Origin of the sequence: Rhizobium sophoriradicis (assembly GCF_025200795.1) — a bacterium.
In the GTDB taxonomy this organism is placed as follows: domain Bacteria; phylum Pseudomonadota; class Alphaproteobacteria; order Rhizobiales; family Rhizobiaceae; genus Rhizobium; species Rhizobium sophoriradicis.
Window position 1 is genome coordinate 1,496,056 of record NZ_CP104152.1, and the last position, 16,136, is coordinate 1,512,191.

General features: G+C 60.0%; 25 protein-coding genes and 2 tRNA genes. 14 read left to right on the top strand and 13 right to left on the bottom strand.

Annotation, left to right across the window (positions count from 1 at the left end; genetic code table 11):
• The first annotated feature begins 2 nt into the window (after positions 1-2).
• The gene (locus tag N2597_RS07450) at positions 3-206 is read left to right on the top strand and encodes a CsbD family protein (protein WP_009986102.1); all 204 of its coding nucleotides are present in this window, start codon (positions 3-5) and stop codon (positions 204-206) included.
• A gap of 535 nt (positions 207-741) precedes the next feature.
• A complete protein-coding gene (locus tag N2597_RS07455; protein WP_077994103.1) occupies positions 742-1,050 on the top strand; it encodes a hypothetical protein in 309 nt (102 codons plus the stop codon).
• A 310-nt stretch (positions 1,051-1,360) separates the two neighbouring features.
• On the opposite strand, the gene N2597_RS07460 is transcribed toward N2597_RS07455, so the two are convergent.
• Positions 1,361-1,435, bottom strand: a tRNA-Asn gene (locus N2597_RS07460).
• Between the two features lie 117 nt (positions 1,436-1,552).
• Here N2597_RS07460 and N2597_RS07465 point away from each other — a divergent pair.
• The gene (locus tag N2597_RS07465) at positions 1,553-1,867 is read left to right on the top strand and encodes a PGPGW domain-containing protein (RefSeq protein WP_077994101.1); all 315 of its coding nucleotides are present in this window, start codon (positions 1,553-1,555) and stop codon (positions 1,865-1,867) included.
• Positions 1,868-1,938: 71 nt separating this feature from the next.
• Complete coding sequence (locus N2597_RS07470; RefSeq protein ID WP_009995501.1) at positions 1,939-2,226, top strand: hypothetical protein; 288 nt, start codon at positions 1,939-1,941, stop codon at positions 2,224-2,226.
• A 56-nt stretch (positions 2,227-2,282) separates the two neighbouring features.
• On the opposite strand, the gene N2597_RS07475 is transcribed toward N2597_RS07470, so the two are convergent.
• Positions 2,283-2,621, bottom strand: coding sequence for a KTSC domain-containing protein (locus tag N2597_RS07475; RefSeq protein ID WP_009995503.1), 339 nt, complete (start codon positions 2,619-2,621; stop codon positions 2,283-2,285).
• Between the two features lie 261 nt (positions 2,622-2,882).
• On the opposite strand from N2597_RS07475, the gene N2597_RS07480 reads away from it, so the two are divergent.
• The 3 genes from N2597_RS07480 (at position 2,883) to N2597_RS07490 (ending at position 4,365) form a co-directional block, all read left to right on the top strand.
• A tRNA-Cys gene (locus N2597_RS07480) sits at positions 2,883-2,956 on the top strand.
• A 227-nt stretch (positions 2,957-3,183) separates the two neighbouring features.
• Positions 3,184-3,711 (top strand): hypothetical protein, encoded by a 528-nt coding sequence (locus N2597_RS07485; protein ID WP_183596588.1) that lies wholly within the window; start codon positions 3,184-3,186, stop codon positions 3,709-3,711.
• Between the two features lie 195 nt (positions 3,712-3,906).
• A complete protein-coding gene (locus tag N2597_RS07490; RefSeq protein ID WP_183596585.1) occupies positions 3,907-4,365 on the top strand; it encodes a hypothetical protein in 459 nt (152 codons plus the stop codon).
• Positions 4,366-4,639: 274 nt separating this feature from the next.
• On the opposite strand, the gene N2597_RS07495 is transcribed toward N2597_RS07490, so the two are convergent.
• Positions 4,640-4,957, bottom strand: coding sequence for a sunset domain-containing protein (locus tag N2597_RS07495; protein ID WP_183596582.1), 318 nt, complete (start codon positions 4,955-4,957; stop codon positions 4,640-4,642).
• Positions 4,958-5,482: 525 nt separating this feature from the next.
• Here N2597_RS07495 and N2597_RS07500 point away from each other — a divergent pair.
• Entirely contained in the window at positions 5,483-5,791 is a 309-nt protein-coding gene (locus N2597_RS07500; RefSeq protein ID WP_183596579.1) for a hypothetical protein, read from the top strand.
• A 135-nt stretch (positions 5,792-5,926) separates the two neighbouring features.
• Here N2597_RS07500 and N2597_RS07505 read toward each other — a convergent pair whose 3' ends face one another.
• Positions 5,927-6,226, bottom strand: a complete 300-nt coding sequence (locus N2597_RS07505; RefSeq protein ID WP_341356232.1) for a DUF4236 domain-containing protein — start codon at positions 6,224-6,226, stop codon at positions 5,927-5,929.
• Positions 6,227-6,277: 51 nt separating this feature from the next.
• Between N2597_RS07505 and N2597_RS07510 the strand changes: the two genes are divergently transcribed.
• Entirely contained in the window at positions 6,278-6,721 is a 444-nt protein-coding gene (locus tag N2597_RS07510) for a hypothetical protein (protein ID WP_225881369.1), read from the top strand.
• On the opposite strand, the gene N2597_RS07515 is transcribed toward N2597_RS07510, so the two are convergent.
• Entirely contained in the window at positions 6,696-7,550 is an 855-nt protein-coding gene (locus tag N2597_RS07515) for a hypothetical protein (RefSeq protein ID WP_183596574.1), read from the bottom strand. The genes N2597_RS07510 and N2597_RS07515 overlap by 26 nt on opposite strands.
• 173 nt (positions 7,551-7,723) lie before the next feature.
• On the opposite strand from N2597_RS07515, the gene N2597_RS07520 reads away from it, so the two are divergent.
• Positions 7,724-7,993, top strand: coding sequence for a hypothetical protein (locus N2597_RS07520; protein ID WP_183596571.1), 270 nt, complete (start codon positions 7,724-7,726; stop codon positions 7,991-7,993).
• A gap of 124 nt (positions 7,994-8,117) precedes the next feature.
• Here the strand turns inward: N2597_RS07520 and N2597_RS07525 are convergent, their stop codons facing one another.
• The 8 genes from N2597_RS07525 to N2597_RS07560 all read right to left on the bottom strand — a co-directional run bounded on the left by N2597_RS07525 (position 8,118) and on the right by N2597_RS07560 (position 11,688).
• Entirely contained in the window at positions 8,118-8,327 is a 210-nt protein-coding gene (locus N2597_RS07525; RefSeq protein WP_183596568.1) for a hypothetical protein, read from the bottom strand.
• A complete protein-coding gene (locus tag N2597_RS07530; RefSeq protein ID WP_183596565.1) occupies positions 8,324-8,521 on the bottom strand; it encodes a hypothetical protein in 198 nt (65 codons plus the stop codon). The genes N2597_RS07525 and N2597_RS07530 overlap by 4 nt, the downstream gene beginning before the upstream one ends.
• A gap of 15 nt (positions 8,522-8,536) precedes the next feature.
• A complete protein-coding gene (locus tag N2597_RS07535) occupies positions 8,537-9,562 on the bottom strand; it encodes a phage major capsid protein (protein ID WP_183596562.1) in 1,026 nt (341 codons plus the stop codon).
• 82 nt (positions 9,563-9,644) lie between these two features.
• Positions 9,645-9,941 (bottom strand): hypothetical protein, encoded by a 297-nt coding sequence (locus tag N2597_RS07540; RefSeq protein WP_183596560.1) that lies wholly within the window; start codon positions 9,939-9,941, stop codon positions 9,645-9,647.
• Positions 9,931-10,401, bottom strand: a complete 471-nt coding sequence (locus tag N2597_RS07545) for a hypothetical protein (RefSeq protein ID WP_225881367.1) — start codon at positions 10,399-10,401, stop codon at positions 9,931-9,933. The genes N2597_RS07540 and N2597_RS07545 overlap by 11 nt, the downstream gene beginning before the upstream one ends.
• 73 nt (positions 10,402-10,474) lie before the next feature.
• On the bottom strand, positions 10,475-11,284 hold the full coding sequence (locus N2597_RS07550) for a helix-turn-helix domain-containing protein (protein ID WP_183596555.1): 810 nt from the start codon (positions 11,282-11,284) through the stop codon (positions 10,475-10,477).
• A gap of 9 nt (positions 11,285-11,293) precedes the next feature.
• Positions 11,294-11,485, bottom strand: coding sequence for a hypothetical protein (locus N2597_RS07555; RefSeq protein ID WP_225881374.1), 192 nt, complete (start codon positions 11,483-11,485; stop codon positions 11,294-11,296).
• A gap of 2 nt (positions 11,486-11,487) precedes the next feature.
• A complete protein-coding gene (locus N2597_RS07560; protein ID WP_183596552.1) occupies positions 11,488-11,688 on the bottom strand; it encodes a helix-turn-helix domain-containing protein in 201 nt (66 codons plus the stop codon).
• A 148-nt stretch (positions 11,689-11,836) separates the two neighbouring features.
• Between N2597_RS07560 and N2597_RS07565 the strand changes: the two genes are divergently transcribed.
• From N2597_RS07565 to N2597_RS07580, 4 genes are all read left to right on the top strand, one after another.
• Positions 11,837-12,301: a hypothetical protein gene (locus N2597_RS07565; RefSeq protein WP_183596549.1), complete on the top strand. Its 465-nt coding sequence runs from the start codon at positions 11,837-11,839 to the stop codon at positions 12,299-12,301.
• A gap of 37 nt (positions 12,302-12,338) precedes the next feature.
• The gene (locus tag N2597_RS07570) at positions 12,339-13,532 is read left to right on the top strand and encodes a site-specific integrase (protein ID WP_183596547.1); all 1,194 of its coding nucleotides are present in this window, start codon (positions 12,339-12,341) and stop codon (positions 13,530-13,532) included.
• A gap of 587 nt (positions 13,533-14,119) precedes the next feature.
• Positions 14,120-14,785, top strand: a complete 666-nt coding sequence (locus tag N2597_RS07575) for a protein-L-isoaspartate O-methyltransferase family protein (protein WP_183596544.1) — start codon at positions 14,120-14,122, stop codon at positions 14,783-14,785.
• A gap of 365 nt (positions 14,786-15,150) precedes the next feature.
• Positions 15,151-16,020: a DUF2497 domain-containing protein gene (locus N2597_RS07580; protein WP_096764067.1), complete on the top strand. Its 870-nt coding sequence runs from the start codon at positions 15,151-15,153 to the stop codon at positions 16,018-16,020.
• The last annotated feature ends 116 nt before the right edge of the window (positions 16,021-16,136 follow it).

Consider the following 16,136-nt stretch of genomic DNA (forward strand, 5'->3'; position numbering starts at 1 on the left):
CCATGGATTGGAATCGCGTCGAAGGTAACTGGAAGCAGATGAAAGGTAAGGTCAAGGAGCAATGGGGCAAGCTGACCGACGATGATCTTGATGTCATCAACGGTAAGCGCGATCAGCTCGAAGGCAAGATCCAAGAGCGCTACGGCTATGAAAAAGACCGCACCAGGAGAGACATCGACGATTGGTATAATCGCCAGACCTGGTAATTCACCTGCACCGCGCAGCGGCCGCCGTTAGCCTTAATCGCTGACCTGCTGCGCCTAATTTCGCGACGGGCGTTCTCATCTCTTTCGGCTGCGTCCCGTCGCAAGTTGGGCGCTGTCAATTGATCGATTTACATTGGCTTCCGCGGCGCTCGGAAAAAATGCCCCGCCGTGGCGGGGCAAGCTTGGCGAGCGGACCGCACAGAAAAAACGAGGAACACCCGTGCGATCCTACGCCTTAACGGCAGGGGCTCGGCCAAGTTCCTGTACGGTATTTGACAGAGGATATTCCGCTAGTCGCACCAGTCGTTACGCTGCTTCGGACTCCAGGGGGTCGAAAACCCTCCGTAAGCATCTTCTTCCCAATCTCTTCCCTTTTTTATGCTCCAGGTGACTCAGAATATCTCCGTTCCAATAAACCGTACTTGTTGAAAAACTTATGAGAGGGGTATGGCGCACCTTCGATCCGCAGCGGAGAGCCGTTCATCCTAGGTTAATGCCTATTAACCCAGACTTGCGGGCTGGAAAGGATGCGCCGATGAACAAGCTTTTACCCGCAGTCGCAGCGTCAGTCTTGGCTGCATGTTTCGCTCTGCCGCTAAACGCCATGCCGATCGTCGTGCCAAAAGCGGTAGCTGTGCACACCTCCGACGTCGAGCAGGTCAAACACCGTCGTCACGGTAATGGACATGCGTATGGCCACTGGAAGAAACGCCGGTACGCTTCCCGCGACTGCCGGTACTACGACTCTTGCTACCGTCCGCGGTATTATCGCGAGCGTTACGGCTATCGCGATTATTCCCCCTATCGCCGTCGGTCGGGTGTGACTGTGTACTTCAATTTTTAGGCGGCAGTGCCTGGGCCACTTGGCCGTCGGCCTCACAGGCCGGCGGCACGCTTCCGTATCGCCGGCATCTTGTCTGAAACCGGCTGTATGCGAACACAACCCGTTTTACATCTCCGACAGAAACGCGTGCGCCATCGGGGCGCACCGATTTCGCTCGGAATAAACATGCATCACAAAAGAAAGCGCCCGCCCAAGCTGCGTGCGGTGCAGAACTTCAACCGCGAATTATCACAGGATGCTAAAGCGGGGAGGGAAGGTGGGAAGTAAGTGCCTGTCTTCGGATTTCTCGACAAAACAGGCAATTAAGAAATGGCTCCCCGGGCCGGATTCGAACCGGCGACCTGTCGATTAACAGTCGAATGCTCTACCGCTGAGCTACCAGGGATCACTGCTTGGCGCGGTGTGAGTGGGCTAATACAAATGCTTGCCCGATTTGCCAAGCGGTTTTTTCAAAAAAATGAAATGAACTTGTATTTGGGTGGCCTATGCCCATCTCTGGGAAATGACAAAAAGGGATGATCGCCAGAACACGGGTAGCGAGAAGCGCAGGGTGCGGGCACGGCGCTTCGGCATCGATCACGCAAGCCACAGGCTTATGCTCGGCTCCTTCAGCATCGGTATGCCGCGTTCGCGCATCGGGCGGATGGCAATCGGCGTGGCCCTCGTCTTGTGCGGCTTCCTGGGCTTTCTTCCGATCCTGGGTTTCTGGATGATACCGCTCGGCCTCCTGGTGCTCTCGCATGACCTTCCCATAGCGCGCAGGCTTCGGCGCCGGCTGGCAGTCTGGTGGCATAAGCGGGGAAGACCGGCCGGGTGAGGCTGATCACCGCAGAGCCCCGCGGGAGTGCGGATCGCTTGCGCCAACACGGCACTACCGAGGGTGAGGTAATGAAAGTGTTCTTGATTGTCGTCCTGTCAGCGGCGGCGATTCTTTCGGCGAGGTCCGCCGGAGCCCAACCCGTCGACAGCCGCGGATTTGACGCCGGCGGTATTTGCCGCCGTCCGGAAGGCTGCGTCATCGATCAAGGCCAGGGCGGCGGATATAGCGGGCCTCGCAACTATCGCAATTTTAACGGCCGCAATGAGCGCGACGGCGAGAACGACCGTGGCCGGGACGATCGCCGCTACCGCTCCCGGAGCAGGACCTCGCTTGCGACGGTCAGCATCGTTGCCTGATTGCGCGCTGCAGGCTGTCGGGATCGAGACGCATGGACCCCGGGGCGCACGCGGTTCTAATTCGATCTCAGTTGGCTTTCCTCGAAAATCACGTCATGGCCCGGATCGAGATCGGTTGCCATCAACAGGCTGCAGGCGGCCAGAAGCAGAACGAGCTTCAGTCCGTAGGAGACCATCGAGATCGGCCCTCGACGAGCCGGCGAGACGCGCGATGGCGCGATATAGTACTGGTAATAGAAATGGGGATCGTTCGTTTCCAGCAGGTTCTGGTAGACATGCGGCGGAATGTCGGCATGTCGTACCGCCGCGGAACCGGAGAACTTTACGCGGAGATCGCCGGTTTCGGCGTTATACGCCGCACGTCCCTGATTTGACTTGAGGGCAGCCCATTTCATACAGCAGCTCCTATACCCTCCCGGGGCGGAAGATGGCGGGTAGGCGTCCGAAGTCAAGTTAAGAGTTGGTTCAAATGCTGTGGTTGGTGCGAAACAGGGCGTGATCGCCGAGAGGAAGTTTCAGCCTGGGCCGCGGCGTGTCCCGGGATGGAAAAATGGTCTTCTCGGCTGCCGCGGAATGGCGTTTTTGCAAAATGCCCTCTTGCGATTTCCTTACGATCATTCTAAACGCTCGCCACGGCTCAGATGATGAGCATGTGAGGCCTCGTGGCGGAGTGGTGACGCAGAGGACTGCAAATCCTTGTACCCCGGTTCAATTCCGGGCGAGGCCTCCAAAAAATTCTCCACTAAAAACAGCGGCTTAGCAAAGGGCCCCGGACTTCCGGGGTCTTTTATGTGCCATTCATGTGCCACAAAATTTTACCAACAATTACAACGAATTTCCGCGAGGCTCTTTGGGCTCACGGCAGCTCCACGGCACATAGGATGGCACATAGACGCCGGCCAAAACCCCGGCTGCGTCTCTCTTTTCCTGCCCTTGGTGTTCTGTCATTCTTCCCCCATGCCTGCGCCATCGAAAAGAACGCCGTCCTCCGATCCGCATCGCTCCTTGCGTGCGGTGACGATCCCGAATCCGTACTACACCCCGGCGCATGACGGGGACGTGAGCAACCCCCGAACCGTTCCGGCGATCGTCAACATCAAGGAAAGTGCCATCACGATGCTGGCCTCACGCGGCCGGATCGACGCTGCTCAGCTCGCCGCCGCGACGAGGTTCCGCGCCTTGTGGGAAGCGATGTGCCGGAGCACACGGGCTATCGATTACGGCCGAGAGCCGGTGGACGGCGGCGGTCGTGCGGACCCGATCGGTCACCGCCAGATGCACGCAGCAGAGGAGCTTCGTCGGATTCGACCTCTGCTCGGCGACAAGGGCTACTGGCTGGTGTCCCGGATATGCGGGGAGGGCTATTCCCTCGGTGAGATCGTCGGCCCAGGTAGCAGCAAGCGGGCAAAGCTGAAGGCCGCCCGCGACCTCCGCGAACTCCTCGATCTGCTCTGTGAATACTGGAACCTGTCCACCCGGCGCTGATGCCCGGCTTTGCCTCCCACGGGGCCGCCAGCGCGCTTCGTGCATAAAGGCCGGGGGAAGGCAGCAGTGCGCGGAGATGGCCGCCTAGGGCCGGCCTTACCCACCTTGCACTTCTGTAAATAGTCGGTCTTAGATCACGACAATATCACTGGGGGCTGGGATGTGAATTGGTCGCGAGGTTTCTTCCGAACATGGATGCTGATTTCTATTCTGTGGGTGATCACGGTCGGGTTGTTTAGCTATAGCTCAATCGAGAGACCTTACCTGAAATCGGCTGGTTATTTGTACGATCTGGATACCTCCAAACCACCGAAGCTTATGGAGGAGTATTCCAATGACTTCGGCGAAGCAGATCGGCGCAAGGGTGAAGGCGAGTTGGTGAAATATGAGATCACGATAGATGAAACACCAAGCTTCATCACGTATCACTTCCTTCCCGCCACGATTCCGCATGAACAGCACATTAAGGCGATCGAGGGCTACATGGACCGTGCCAGAGCCATACAGAGCGCTAGGATGGGGAGCGCGCGCCAGGAAAACACCATCAGCATGATCCAGTGGATGATCTTTCCTCCCATCATTCTGTTGTGCATCGGTGTCGCGATCCGGTGGGTCCTCCTGGGCTTCCGGCGAACGCCTCAGGGCCAAAACTGACCGCTCTCTGATCATCTCCGGCGACGTCGAGCGGCTTGACCCCGGCAAGCACGGACTCGGCCAGGGGCCTGGAATGATCGAGAACAGTGCGAGCTTGGCGGAGGAGTTCATTGCCAAAAAGCCCCACTTTCTGGGCATTTTTTGCAGGGTCTTTTTTCCCTCGCCCTCGTTCAGTCTGGGGGTAAAGCATCGCGACGGCCATCGCGCGGGCGCCCTTGGTCATGTGCCGCCGCTCTACGTTCTCGGCCATGATCAGTTGCCGCACGTCAACGCATCACGATTTCGATTTCCGCCAGCCGGCCGCCCAGGCTTCGAATTCCGAGCAGAACCAACGTTCTCCATACTGGGGGCTGATCTTCGTCTGTGCGTAATACCGCTGGCCCGGCACGTGGAAGATGCGCTCGCCGGTGTTGATGCTGATATTGCCCTTGATCGTGCACGATTGCCCGGAGCCGCCAGCAGCGCTCCATGAGGCCAGCAAGTCGCTCGCGGTCCAGCCGCCGGCCGCACCAAACGCGACCGCGCCGATGACCAAACCCGGAAACTTGAGAAGCCCCGATTTCTTCTGCGGATTGCGATAATTCGGACGCATGCCCCCATCTCCGCCATGTCGCGCGAAATATCGTAATCGCGTTGGCGCACGGCGAACATCTGTCCAAAAGGGGTATATCATTCATTCCAACCTGCGGGACGTGGAATGGCGGCAGTGGTCAGACCGGGAGATCGCCCGGCGCTGCCGGGTTGGGCATCCCCTAGTAGCGAAAATGAGAGTGGAATTAGAGCCGCGCGAGGATACTGGAATTAATTCCAGTATGAACCGGACGTTCATTCATCCGAAGACCGGTGAGCCGGCGGTGATGAACACCGGCGGCATCAATGCCGGCTGCGAACCGAGCCGCCTTGAACCAGTGCCGCCGCCGGAGCCCTCGCCTCCTATGCCCGGCAGGCTGACGACAAGACGCTTGAAAACTACGCCATCCGGATTCGGTCACGCGCCATAAAGCGTTCGGGCGAGCTGCTGAAGGAGTTCGAGCCGGCGCACGGCGCAAACCAAAACATTACTGACGGCGGCGGCACCAAAGTTCCCACTAGGACCGACGCGGCACGCCAAGCTGGCATGTCCGAGCGCCACAAGTCACCGCCGTCCGCGTCGCAAACGTTCCGGCCGAGGAAATTCGAGCGCCGGAACCTGTCCGCCGGGCAGCGGGCGATGGCGCGGGCGATGCTGACGAAGGATGTAAAGAAGGGCGAGCGAACCAATAAAACCTTTGCAAATCTGCAAAGATTGGATTCTACCGAAGCAAGCCAAGTCTCACGCGCCCGCTTTGTCTTGCGCCACGACGAAGCCCTCGCTCGCTCCGTAATGAGCGGAGCGGAGACGCTTAACGCCGCGTATGAACCGGGAAAAGCCGACGTCGGCCGCTGAGGGAATACCGTTCCCGTCTGGAACGGTTTTGGGCCGTCCGTCCGTTGCTACCTCGCCCCGCTCTTGCGCCGCGTCGTATTCATCGGCCAGCCGCCGCTTGGCGATGGAAACAGAAGCGGGTGCGCGCCCGGCCGGTTAGAACAACCAACTCAGAAACGCGAAAATCAAAATGAAGCCCACCAAACCAGCAGCCCATGAACTCATGCTCGGATTGGTGTTCTGATTGTCTGATTTTCGTTTGCCGACCTTTGAGGAAAAGCTAACCCCGGTCCCAGATATGCTAGCGCTGACGCGCTGCCCCGACGTCCCCACTGTGTAGCCGGCGCCCTTCGGACCAACGCGAATGCTACCGCCCTTCTTGCCTATGTTGAGCCGGAGCCCCGGCGCGAGTTTCAACGACTTCCTGAACCGCATCCCCATGCAGCACCCCCCCATTAACAACCCTTGAATACTCGCTGCTCTCGGAGCCGCCAGCAAGTTAGCAAAATGACGGATCGCCGGGTCAATGCCGGCATGGAATTAGGTAGACCATCGGCATATCGGGCAGCTAAAATATTCACCGGCATCGATGCAGGAATGTTTGCATACTCCACGGCGGTTGGATTCGGAGAGGCCGGTTTTCGCTGCCGTATCCTTGGTAAAACGGTCGGCCTTGGCAGAGTCGCCCAGTTGGCGACTCTGATCCTGACCGCCACCGATAGCGCCGTGCCGCGTCTCCGGATGCAGCGCTTCTTTGTGCCAAGGCGCCTCGATCAGATGCGGCAAGCGCAGAAGGAGACGATCGGGCTTGCGAAGGCCGGGCGCCCTCCGAAAATTGGGGTTCCAGATACCCCAATTATTCCAACGCTAGCCGAAGCCGGAATCGACAAGAACCTCGCCAAAGAGGGGCGCAAGCTCAGCGCTTTCATTCGGTGCCGCCGGCAGGAATAACCTCATGGATGTCGGTCACGACATAGCCTCTAGGCTCATCGCGAATATACTGAACGTGCACATCCACGACGAACGCGCTGGTTAGCGGGTTGACCTCTCGCGTAATTTGGCTTTTCAGGTTTTGGAAGCTCTTCCTGAAATAGACTGGTAAAGGCTTGTCGTAGATATCAGGTATGATCCCTCTGTCACCTGTGCGGCCACGCTCTTTCCCAGGGCCACGATTTGCCTGATCGATAAAGAGCATGACTTCCCGCTTGATCTGTTCGCGAGGCACATTTTCGGCCTCTTCCATGAAGGGGGACTCAAGCGCTTTGTCGATGTTTATTGCCGCCCTATTCAGTTCGGATTCAGTGAATTTGTATTCAACGACCACCGTTCTTTCGCCTTCGGTCTTCTCATACCGGGCATGTTTAATGCCCAATGCTGAGCCATTCTTGCCCAGAAGCGGTTTCGTAAATTCCTTAATATCCAGAGCGTCTTCTGGCGAAGGGGGCTCAATCCAGACGGACTCGGCCGGCGGCAAACCTGAAAACGCTACTACGCCCCGCCACAGTCGGCTCGTGAAATCAGCGACAATAACGGCGCTATCCATGATGGAGAGGGTTCCCATTATCATCGCGTATGGAGCGATCTCCATTAGAACAGAGCCGGTTTCGAGCTTCGTTACGTATAGCTTGGGTGCCGTCTCGCCGTCGTGGCGATAATGACGCTCGTACATCCGAGCCAGCGCGGCAAAGCTGCTAGACAGGTCACCAAGCTCTATCGGATCGCCCGGATAAAGCTCGATCACAATCCTGTCGCCCTCATGTCGAGACGATAATTCAACCATTTCCTTTTCCCCTCAAAGTAGGCCAATTCCGCATGGCCCACCTTATCTCGTCAACGCTTAATTGAGGGTGACGTTAGCGGAGGTGCATACCGCGACCACCCAAACCGGCTTCGAAGGAGGAAGATGATCGCCCGGAGCGCCACATCATCACTCCCGGCGGCAAGGCGGAGCAGATGGCCGACAAGGGCGGCTTCAAGCTTGGCGGCGCCGATATCCAGCTCGCGGCGAAAGCGTCGCCTCAGAGTTTTCGGATCGATCTCCAGCGCCCGGCCGATTTCGCGTTGGGGAATCCCCTGGGCGGCAAGTACCTGGACGAGACGCCGGTCGGTTACGCTGGGGATGTGCGGAGGTCGTCCACGGGTGGCTCTCGGGTGCATCTCATCCATACGCGGGAAAAAACACGTCCTCTATGTTTTGCCGGCGAGAAAAAAATCTGCGGATGAGGATGCGCGCGGGCCTTTTGAAGCCGGCCAATTTGGAGTTGGTCACCCCCCCGGCTAGGGTAGGTTCGGAGATGACGATCGACTGAGGGACAGGGCGCATGCGCCCATTTTGCCCGCTCCGCGCTCAACCACTCTGCTGCCTGAGCATCCGCCAGCCCAGTGCACGCCACTCCGGGAGCAGGTCCAGAAAGGTCGCCTCATTGACCTCCATCGGAAGCGCAATCGACCAGACAAGTGTAAGATCGTCATCGGCCATCCACGCATAAAAGCAAACGCTTCTGCCGCCCTCGGCAAGTTCAGGATCGATCTGCTGGACGTCATCGACCGTCATCATGTTGTCGGCTCCGAGCGCGCGGCGATGCGAACAATCGGCTTGGCCTTTGTCGCGCCGGCCTGAGCTTCAAGAAGCAGGAGACGGGCTTCAACCGCGTCGAGCCGGGCGGCTACCGGGGACAGGTTCCGCTCAAGGTGATCCTTCACGATCTGGACGATTTCCTGGCCGAATGCCTTGCCGTCGAAAGTGCTCATCTGCATGTCCTCCGATCAACCGGACACTACCGGCGGCCACTCGATGCCAGTCAGCACGGCAAGCGCATCGGGCGTGCCGGCTACGGCGCCGAAGAGGGCGCTGATTTTGACGGCCACGGCATTGACTTGCCAGAGCGAGACCACGGGCGTTGCCGTCGGCGTGCTCGCGTCCATGGTCGGCTCGTCGTTCATCTGAAGTGCGGCATGGCGCGCGACGTCAACGCCGAGGGACTCGACGTCAGCGAGGACACGGTCGCCGTCGAGGAGAACGAGCGTGCCGGCGGCGAGGCCGGCCGAGACGGCGTGGGGCAGGCCCAAAAATTCGCTTACGCCTTCCGGACTCGCCGTGCCGCGCCCGTCGTTGAGCAAGGCAATGCTGTTCGCGACATCGGGAGCGGCGATCCAAGCCAGCCTGCCTTCGCCGGTGTTCACCGAATCCAACATCTGCTTCAAGTCGGCGGCATGGTTGTCGGTGGCGGCGAACGACGGTGTGGCGGATGTGATGAGCGTGCTGAGGGCGCCGACGTCGAGCGCCTTCGCGACTGCCCGGCGGAGCTGCCGGCTCAGAAATGCCTGGGCGGCGGCCGAGGCGTTCTCGATGACCTCCCGGCTCAGCACGACAATCGCGTCGGCCTGTTGCGGCAGCAACGCATCGCCGCTCAGCGTCATCCGCGAGACCGGCCGGGATTTGCCTTCTCCGGTCACATCAGCGACGACGCCCTCGGTGACCGCGCCGACGCGAGACCGAAGCGGCGCGCGGGTTAAAACTCCGACGTCGAGCAAGCTGGCGAAAGCGCTTCGACCGCCGAGACCTTGGAGGAACGCGCTGCTCGCGGCCTGCATGTCGGCCAGACCGGAGGCCCATGCCGGATCGCTCAGCGTCCCGGCGCCGACCGCCGATTTGAGGATTCGTGCGGCCGGCGCCGGCAGGCGCAGTCGATCAGCGATTTCGTTGAACGGCTCGCCCGTCTTCGCGGCGATCACGAGGGCTCGAATGAGGCTTTGGATGGTGCCGGCGAACTCGGCCTGATGGTTCTGCATCGGATTTCTCCTGGGTTGCCTCGCAAAGGTGCAGGAGCAAACGCGCATCACCAACCCCTCGAAACGCGCGAAACGCGCACGGTCACCGGCCGATATGCCGCCGAAGTCGTGGGAGCGAGACCATCCATCGGCCGCCATGCAGAACACCGATGCCGTAGTCCCGGCACCATCGCCGCAGCTTGTCCTTTGAGACCTCAAAGCGTTGAGCGGCGAGCGGCAGTTCGATCATATTGGCCGCCGCGAAGTCGTCAGCGAAGGCTTCCGACTCCGCCTCTGATCTCAGATCGCTGGCTACGGAGCTTCGGAGAGAAATCAAGAGGTCGACGTGACGTCGGGCGCCTTCTATCAACCTGTCGAGTGTGGCGAGGTCATCCGTCATCAAGGCCGGCCTCGATCCCCGATTCCGATCGAAGCGCATCGTGCCGGCGGTCCTGCCGTGAAACGAAATCTGACACCGCATCGGCTGCGGTACGTTTCATTCTTTCGTCCCTGTCAGCGAACAGCGGCCGATCGGTGGGAGCGCTTGCCGACGTCACGGCGGTCTCCGCTTTCTGGGCGGCCCGCCTGACGCGCCACTTGGCGACGGCCTCCGGATCGCCTTTCGGCGCCGGCAGGGCGCGGGGCTTGTCATCATCGGCCCATTTGTAGCGGTGCGCCGCCTCGGCTTCGCGCCGACGAGCCGCCACATGCGGGGCCATGACCCGGTCGATCTCCCCGCGTAATTCGGCCGGCGATGGCATGTAGGGGTGGCCGAGCGAATTCTGGTTGATCCGGCGCTCCGCCTCAAACAACGCCCACTGGCCAACACCTTCAAGCGCTAACAGGTAGGCGCGTCGCACAAGACGAAATTCGTTTGGTGCGCGGCTGGGATATGCCGCGAATAAGCAGCTGAGCACGGCTAGCTTTTCAGCTTCAGTGGCCGCGCGAGATATGTCTGGCTGGTTCGACGGTAGGTTCGTTTGCGTCATTGACCATTCCTCCGTTCCGGTCTTGCTCGTAGGCTTGGCGCGCCGCTTCGCTAAACTGCCTGGCAAGGGGGGCCTGCTGGCGATCCGGCCCATTGGGGCGGCGCGCGAAATCCGGCACGCGGCGAATCCAGTTGCGCCACGCTGCATTCCAGTCGCGAACCGGCTTTCCTTTGGCGAGGTAGTAGTCGACGAACATCGCAGCCTGCCGCTCGGCCTCGGCGTGATCCATACCAGCGGAAAGAGCGACGCCAAGATCCGGTTTGAAATGTCCAGGAAGGAGCCGGTCACGTGGAACGAGTTTCGCGCTCTCTCGATTCAAAGTGTTCCGTTCAACGTGTTCCTCTTTTGAGGCGCCGGAAGCTGTCTTCCGGTATTCCCGCCCAGAATTTCCGGTGGTCGCGCCGTTCACCGGAAGTCCGTTTCCTGTGTTCGTGTTGTTCACCGGAACTGCGCTTCCGGTAGTCGGGTCGAGGAAGTAATAGAAGTTCGATCGACCGCGTCCCTTTGGGAGCTGCCGTTCTTCGATTTTCAGCCAGCCGCAAGCGCGGAGGTTGACGAGCGAGTTTCTGACCGTGCGATCCGTCACACCGAGGTCGGCGGCGATTGTTTCTTGCCTCGGAAAACAATTGCGGGTTTCCGCGTCCATGTAGTGAAGCAGGCGATAAACCGCCCTGAAATCGGTCGCCGACAGCCGGTGGTCAGCCGACATCCGGTCCAGCAGATCGAGCTTCCACGACGTGGTGAATTTTTTCATGGGCGGGGCTCAATTTGTGCCTGTCAGAAACTTCGTTAGATTGGTGACGGAGGCGACCCAAACGCCGCAGACCTTCCGGGCCGGCAATTCACCCCGCTCAAGCATGTGGTAAATCTGCCGTTCTGTGCGGCCGATTTTCCGGGCAATGGCGCGTCCGCCCCAAAGCAGATCATCCTTCAATTCAGTCTCTTCCATCGGCATCGTCACGATCCCATCGTTGATTCGGCGCCGGCTAGAAGGCGGTCGAGTGCAGCATTCAAGATCAGCAGCCGCTTGCCGATGCGAATATGGGGAATCTCCCCGCGCCGGACGGCTTGATAGGCTTGATTGCGACCGATCCCCAGTCTCTCTGCCGCCTCCTCGACGCTGGATGTTTCGCGCCTGTCTTCGTGCTTCATGGTCATTGATCTGATCCCTTCTGACGTTGGTGGGCCTCAAGTGTTTGAGCCTCACAACTCCTTTCTCATGTTCACGAGAAACCTGACAGCTTCAGTTCTGCTTGACAAGCACTTTCTCTTGATCGTAAGAAATAAGGACGGAAGGGGATCACAGATGACAAACGAACAGAAGCGGATTGGCCGCCCTTTAAAGGAAGCCGAGCCCGGCAAGCGGGTTTCATTGGGCCTCAAGGTCACGGCGGCCATAAAGTCGAAACTGGACAAGGCGGCGCGCGAAGTGGGGCGCACCCAAAGCCAGGAAGCCGAGGTGCGGCTTGAACGATCATTCGAGGAAGAGGCAGCGTTTGGCGGGCCGGACCTAAAGCGGACGCTCTACCTCATCGCCGCCCACTTCGGCACCGCCGGTCAGAGGGCCGCGATGGCCGCCGGGCGCGACGATTGGAAAGAGGACTCGTGGGTTAATGACCCCGATTGCTATCGCTCGGCAGCGCTTGCCGCAATGGAAGCTCTGCTGTTCGCGCAGCCGAACTGGACCGCCGAGGACGTGCGTCTCCAGATCGAGGCGCTGAAGGGGCGGGCGATGAGCCACCTCGCCAGCGCAGGGAAGATTAAGTTCTAGTTCGGAAATGACGGAGAAGACAGGGAGGGTTGATCTAATGTCAGTACGCAAGCGCACATGGACAGGGCCGGACGGCGAAGAGAAGACCGCGTGGCAGGCCGATTATGTCGACAACCGAGGCAAGCGCCGCCGCAAGACGTTCGGCAAAAAGAAGGAGGCCGAGGCGTTCATTATCAAGGCGGCCAGCGAGGTCCAGGCCGGCATTCATATCGCCGACGGTGATAGCATCTCGGTGAAGAAAGCCGGCGATCTGTGGATTACGACGGGTGAGGGAGAGGGGCTTGAAAGAAGCACGCTCGACCAGAAGCGGCGCCACCTGAAGCTTCATATCGAGCCCTTTATCGGCGACACGCTGGTTTCGAAGCTGACGGTTCCCGCCGTCCGGGAGTTTGAAGATCAGCTCAGGGCGGTCGGCCGGTCAAGCGCGTTGATCAAGAAAATCCTTGTCTCCCTCGGCGGCATCCTGGCGGACGCTATGGAGCGCGGACTGGCGACGCGCAATTCGGTCAGTGAGATCGGGAGAAGCCGGAAAGGCCGCCACCGGCGCCAAGAGAAGCGCCAGAAGGGACGCCTGGAGGTCGGAACCGATATTCCCACCCGTGATGAGGTCAGGGCTCTTCTTAGCGCGCTGGAGGGAAACTGGCGTCCGCTACTTCTGACCGTAGTCTTTACCGGCATGCGATCGTCGGAGTTGCGTGGCCTGCGCTGGCAGGATGTGGATTTCCAACGCGGTGAGATCAACATCCGTCAGCGCGTCGACCAGTACCGGGAAGTCGGCCCGCCAAAGTCAGAAGCTGGGAGACGAACCATTCCAGTGCCGCCGCTTGTCATCAACACCCTTAAAGAGCTGAAACTCAAGCAGGGGAATAAGCCGGGCTTTGTGTTCGCCAATCCGGATGGTGATTCCCGTTCACATGCTAACGTCGTGAAAAAGGGCCTCCAGCCGGCGATGGTGCGTGCGGGCGTAACGGTCGATACCGGTAACCTCGACAAGAGGGGCAGGCCGATCCTCAGGGCCAAGTACCGGGGCCTGCATGCCCTTCGACACTTCTACGCCTCGTGGCTTATCAATCGGAAAGAGGACGGTGGCCTTGGCCTGCCGGCAAAGATGGTTCAAGAGCGCCTTGGGCATGCTTCGATCGTGCTGACAATGGACCGTTACGGCCATTTGTTCGCGCGCGGTGATGATGCCGACGAACTGGCAGCGGCAGAAAGGTCTCTTCTGGGTTGAATGCCGATGGCACACGGATGGCACATCGAAGAGGAAACATCAATAAAAACAAAGGCGGATAAACTTCTGCAAATCCTTGTACCCCGGTTCAATTCCGGGCGAGGCCTCCAATATTTCCCCACCGCTGATAAATGATTGTGAAACCTTGATATTTCAAGGCTATCGCGCCGAATTGCAGCCGCCGCTCGGTCCAGCCTATGCCAACCGGCGTGCGCAGCCCGCGTCCGCCCGGATGAGATCGTGACCGGCGCCAGCGGCTCCATGCCGCAGCGCGCGCTCCTCAGCTTGTTTCACCGTCCAGCAACCCGCAACAGAAGATGCCGATGAGCGCTGCGAGGATGAAGAAATCGAACAGCGTCAGATATTCGAAAATCGCAGACATGGCCTGCTCCTCCCATTTCCTCCGCTGCAAATCATACCATGAAGGGGCAGGGGATTCCATGTTTGGTCTGCAGCGCCTTTCCCCTCCTGTGGCTCGAAAGAGGCGTCCGCCGGATTCTTTTCGCCGACTGCTGCCAAGCCTTGAAAGCATTCGTGTCGGAGATTAAGAGACGGGGGACAGGAACCGCTTTCAAGAGCGAGAGGACATGATGGATTTCGAAGCAGCGCGCGCAAAGATGGTCGACAACCAAGTTCGCACGACCGACGTGACCTCGCATTCCGTGCTGACGGCGTTTCTCACGGTGCCGCGTGAGGCTTTCGTGCCGGAGAAGGCAAAGCTCCTGGCCTATGTCGACAACGATGTCGAGATCTCCGCTGCCGCACCGGGCAAGCCGGCCCGCTTCCTGATGGAAGCTTCGCCACTCGCCAAGCTGCTGCAGCTCGCTGCTATCAGCAAGGATGATTTCGTGCTCGAAGTCGGTTGCGGCACCGGTTACACATCGGCGCTGCTGTCGATTATCGCCGGCTCGGTCATCGCGCTCGAATGCGACGAGGGTCTGGCCGCCGAGGCGAAGGAAAAGCTTGCCGGCTACGGCAAGGTCGAAGTTGTCACCGGCCCGCTCGAAATGGGCTACGGTGCCGGCGCTCCCTATGATCTGATCTTTATCAATGGCGCGGTCGAGGAAGTTCCGGCCGCTCTTCTCGGCCAATTGCGCGATGGCGGCCGTCTGGTCACGGTCGAAGGTCATGGCAATGCCGCCCGCGCCAAGGTCTTCGTCGCCGAGCGCGGCGCCATTTCGGAGAACGTCTTCTTCAATGCTTCAGTCAAGCCGCTGCCGGGTTTCGCCAAGGCGCGCGAATTCGTTTTCTGACGCTGGTCTCCTCGACGAATTGCAGCGACGGGCGCCGATGGCGCCCGCTTTTATTTGCGCGCCGCGTGTCTTTTCAGACGCGCAAAGGACGCTGTGACAGTTTGCATCAGCGCATCCGCCCTCAAGATCGATTCCGATTTCCGGGCGGAGTCGTTCGCGCTGCCGGAAACCCTTCACAAACATCATTTATCCTGACGCCTCGGCCGCGAATTGCCGACGGCATTCATTGGGTAACAAAACTGTGCATGGCCGCATTCATTTGATTCGCGATGATTTTTTTCACGTCTGGGGTATTCTAAGGTCGTGGTGATTCGGATGAACGCTCCACACCATCCGGTCGTTGTTTTGGGATAACGGGGATAGATATGGCTCAGCCAAGTGTAGCGCGTGAACCGTCCATGGAAGAAATTCTGGCGTCCATCCGCCAGATCATCGAAAGCAATGAACCCGGCGCCGGCAAGGCGATTTCCGCATCCCTGCCGCCGGTTTACGGCTCCGACGAGGACGTGAACGGCTCCGAGATCCATCTGACCGTCGATGACACCTATGCCGGCGTCGAGTTCCCCGAGCCGGCCATGCGCTCTTCCGATCCGCGTTTCGTCGCCGCCAATTCGGCCGGGACCGCCCCCGAGACGGAAGCGCCGGCCCGCGCCCTGTCGCTTGCCGATGTCGCCGCCCGCGTGCGCGCCGCCTCCGAGCGCAGTGCCGTGCAGGCCGGTCAGGCCCTGCGGGAAATTCCGAGCGGCTTCCGTCAGCCCGAACCGCAGCCGGCCGTGACGCCGGAACCGTCGCGCGCGACGGCGCCGCAGCCGCAGCCGGTCCAGCCCGTTTTCCCGGCCGCTGCAGCACCCGTTCCGCCGCATGGCATTCAGCAGCCGGCCGAGCCGGCTCCTGTCGAAACGCCACGGGTGGCCGTCGCCGAGCCGGCCCCGGTCGTCGAAACGGCGCCGCCTGCCTTAGAGCCCGCCGGTTCGTCGACCGAGCGCTTCCTGCCGAGCGTTGTCGATGAGGTCCAGTCGACGCTTCTCTCCGAAGGTGCCGGTCTGCAGATCAGCCGTTCCTTCGAGGAGCTTGCTGCGGCGATCGACGGCGCGGAGCGCCGCTCGCTGGATGAAATCGCAGAGGACATGCTGCGCCCGATGCTGCGCGAATGGCTTGATGATAATCTGCCGACGCTGGTCGAGCGGTTGGTGCGCGAGGAAATCGAGCGCGTGGCGCGCGGCCCGCGCCGTTGATCGGATTGCTTTTTCTTGGAAAAGCCGCTCCGGTCTCCGGGGCGGCTTTTTTATTGACTTGGCCGTGGCCATCCTATTTACAAACGCCACCCTCGAACCTCGAAAATTGGTCAGAA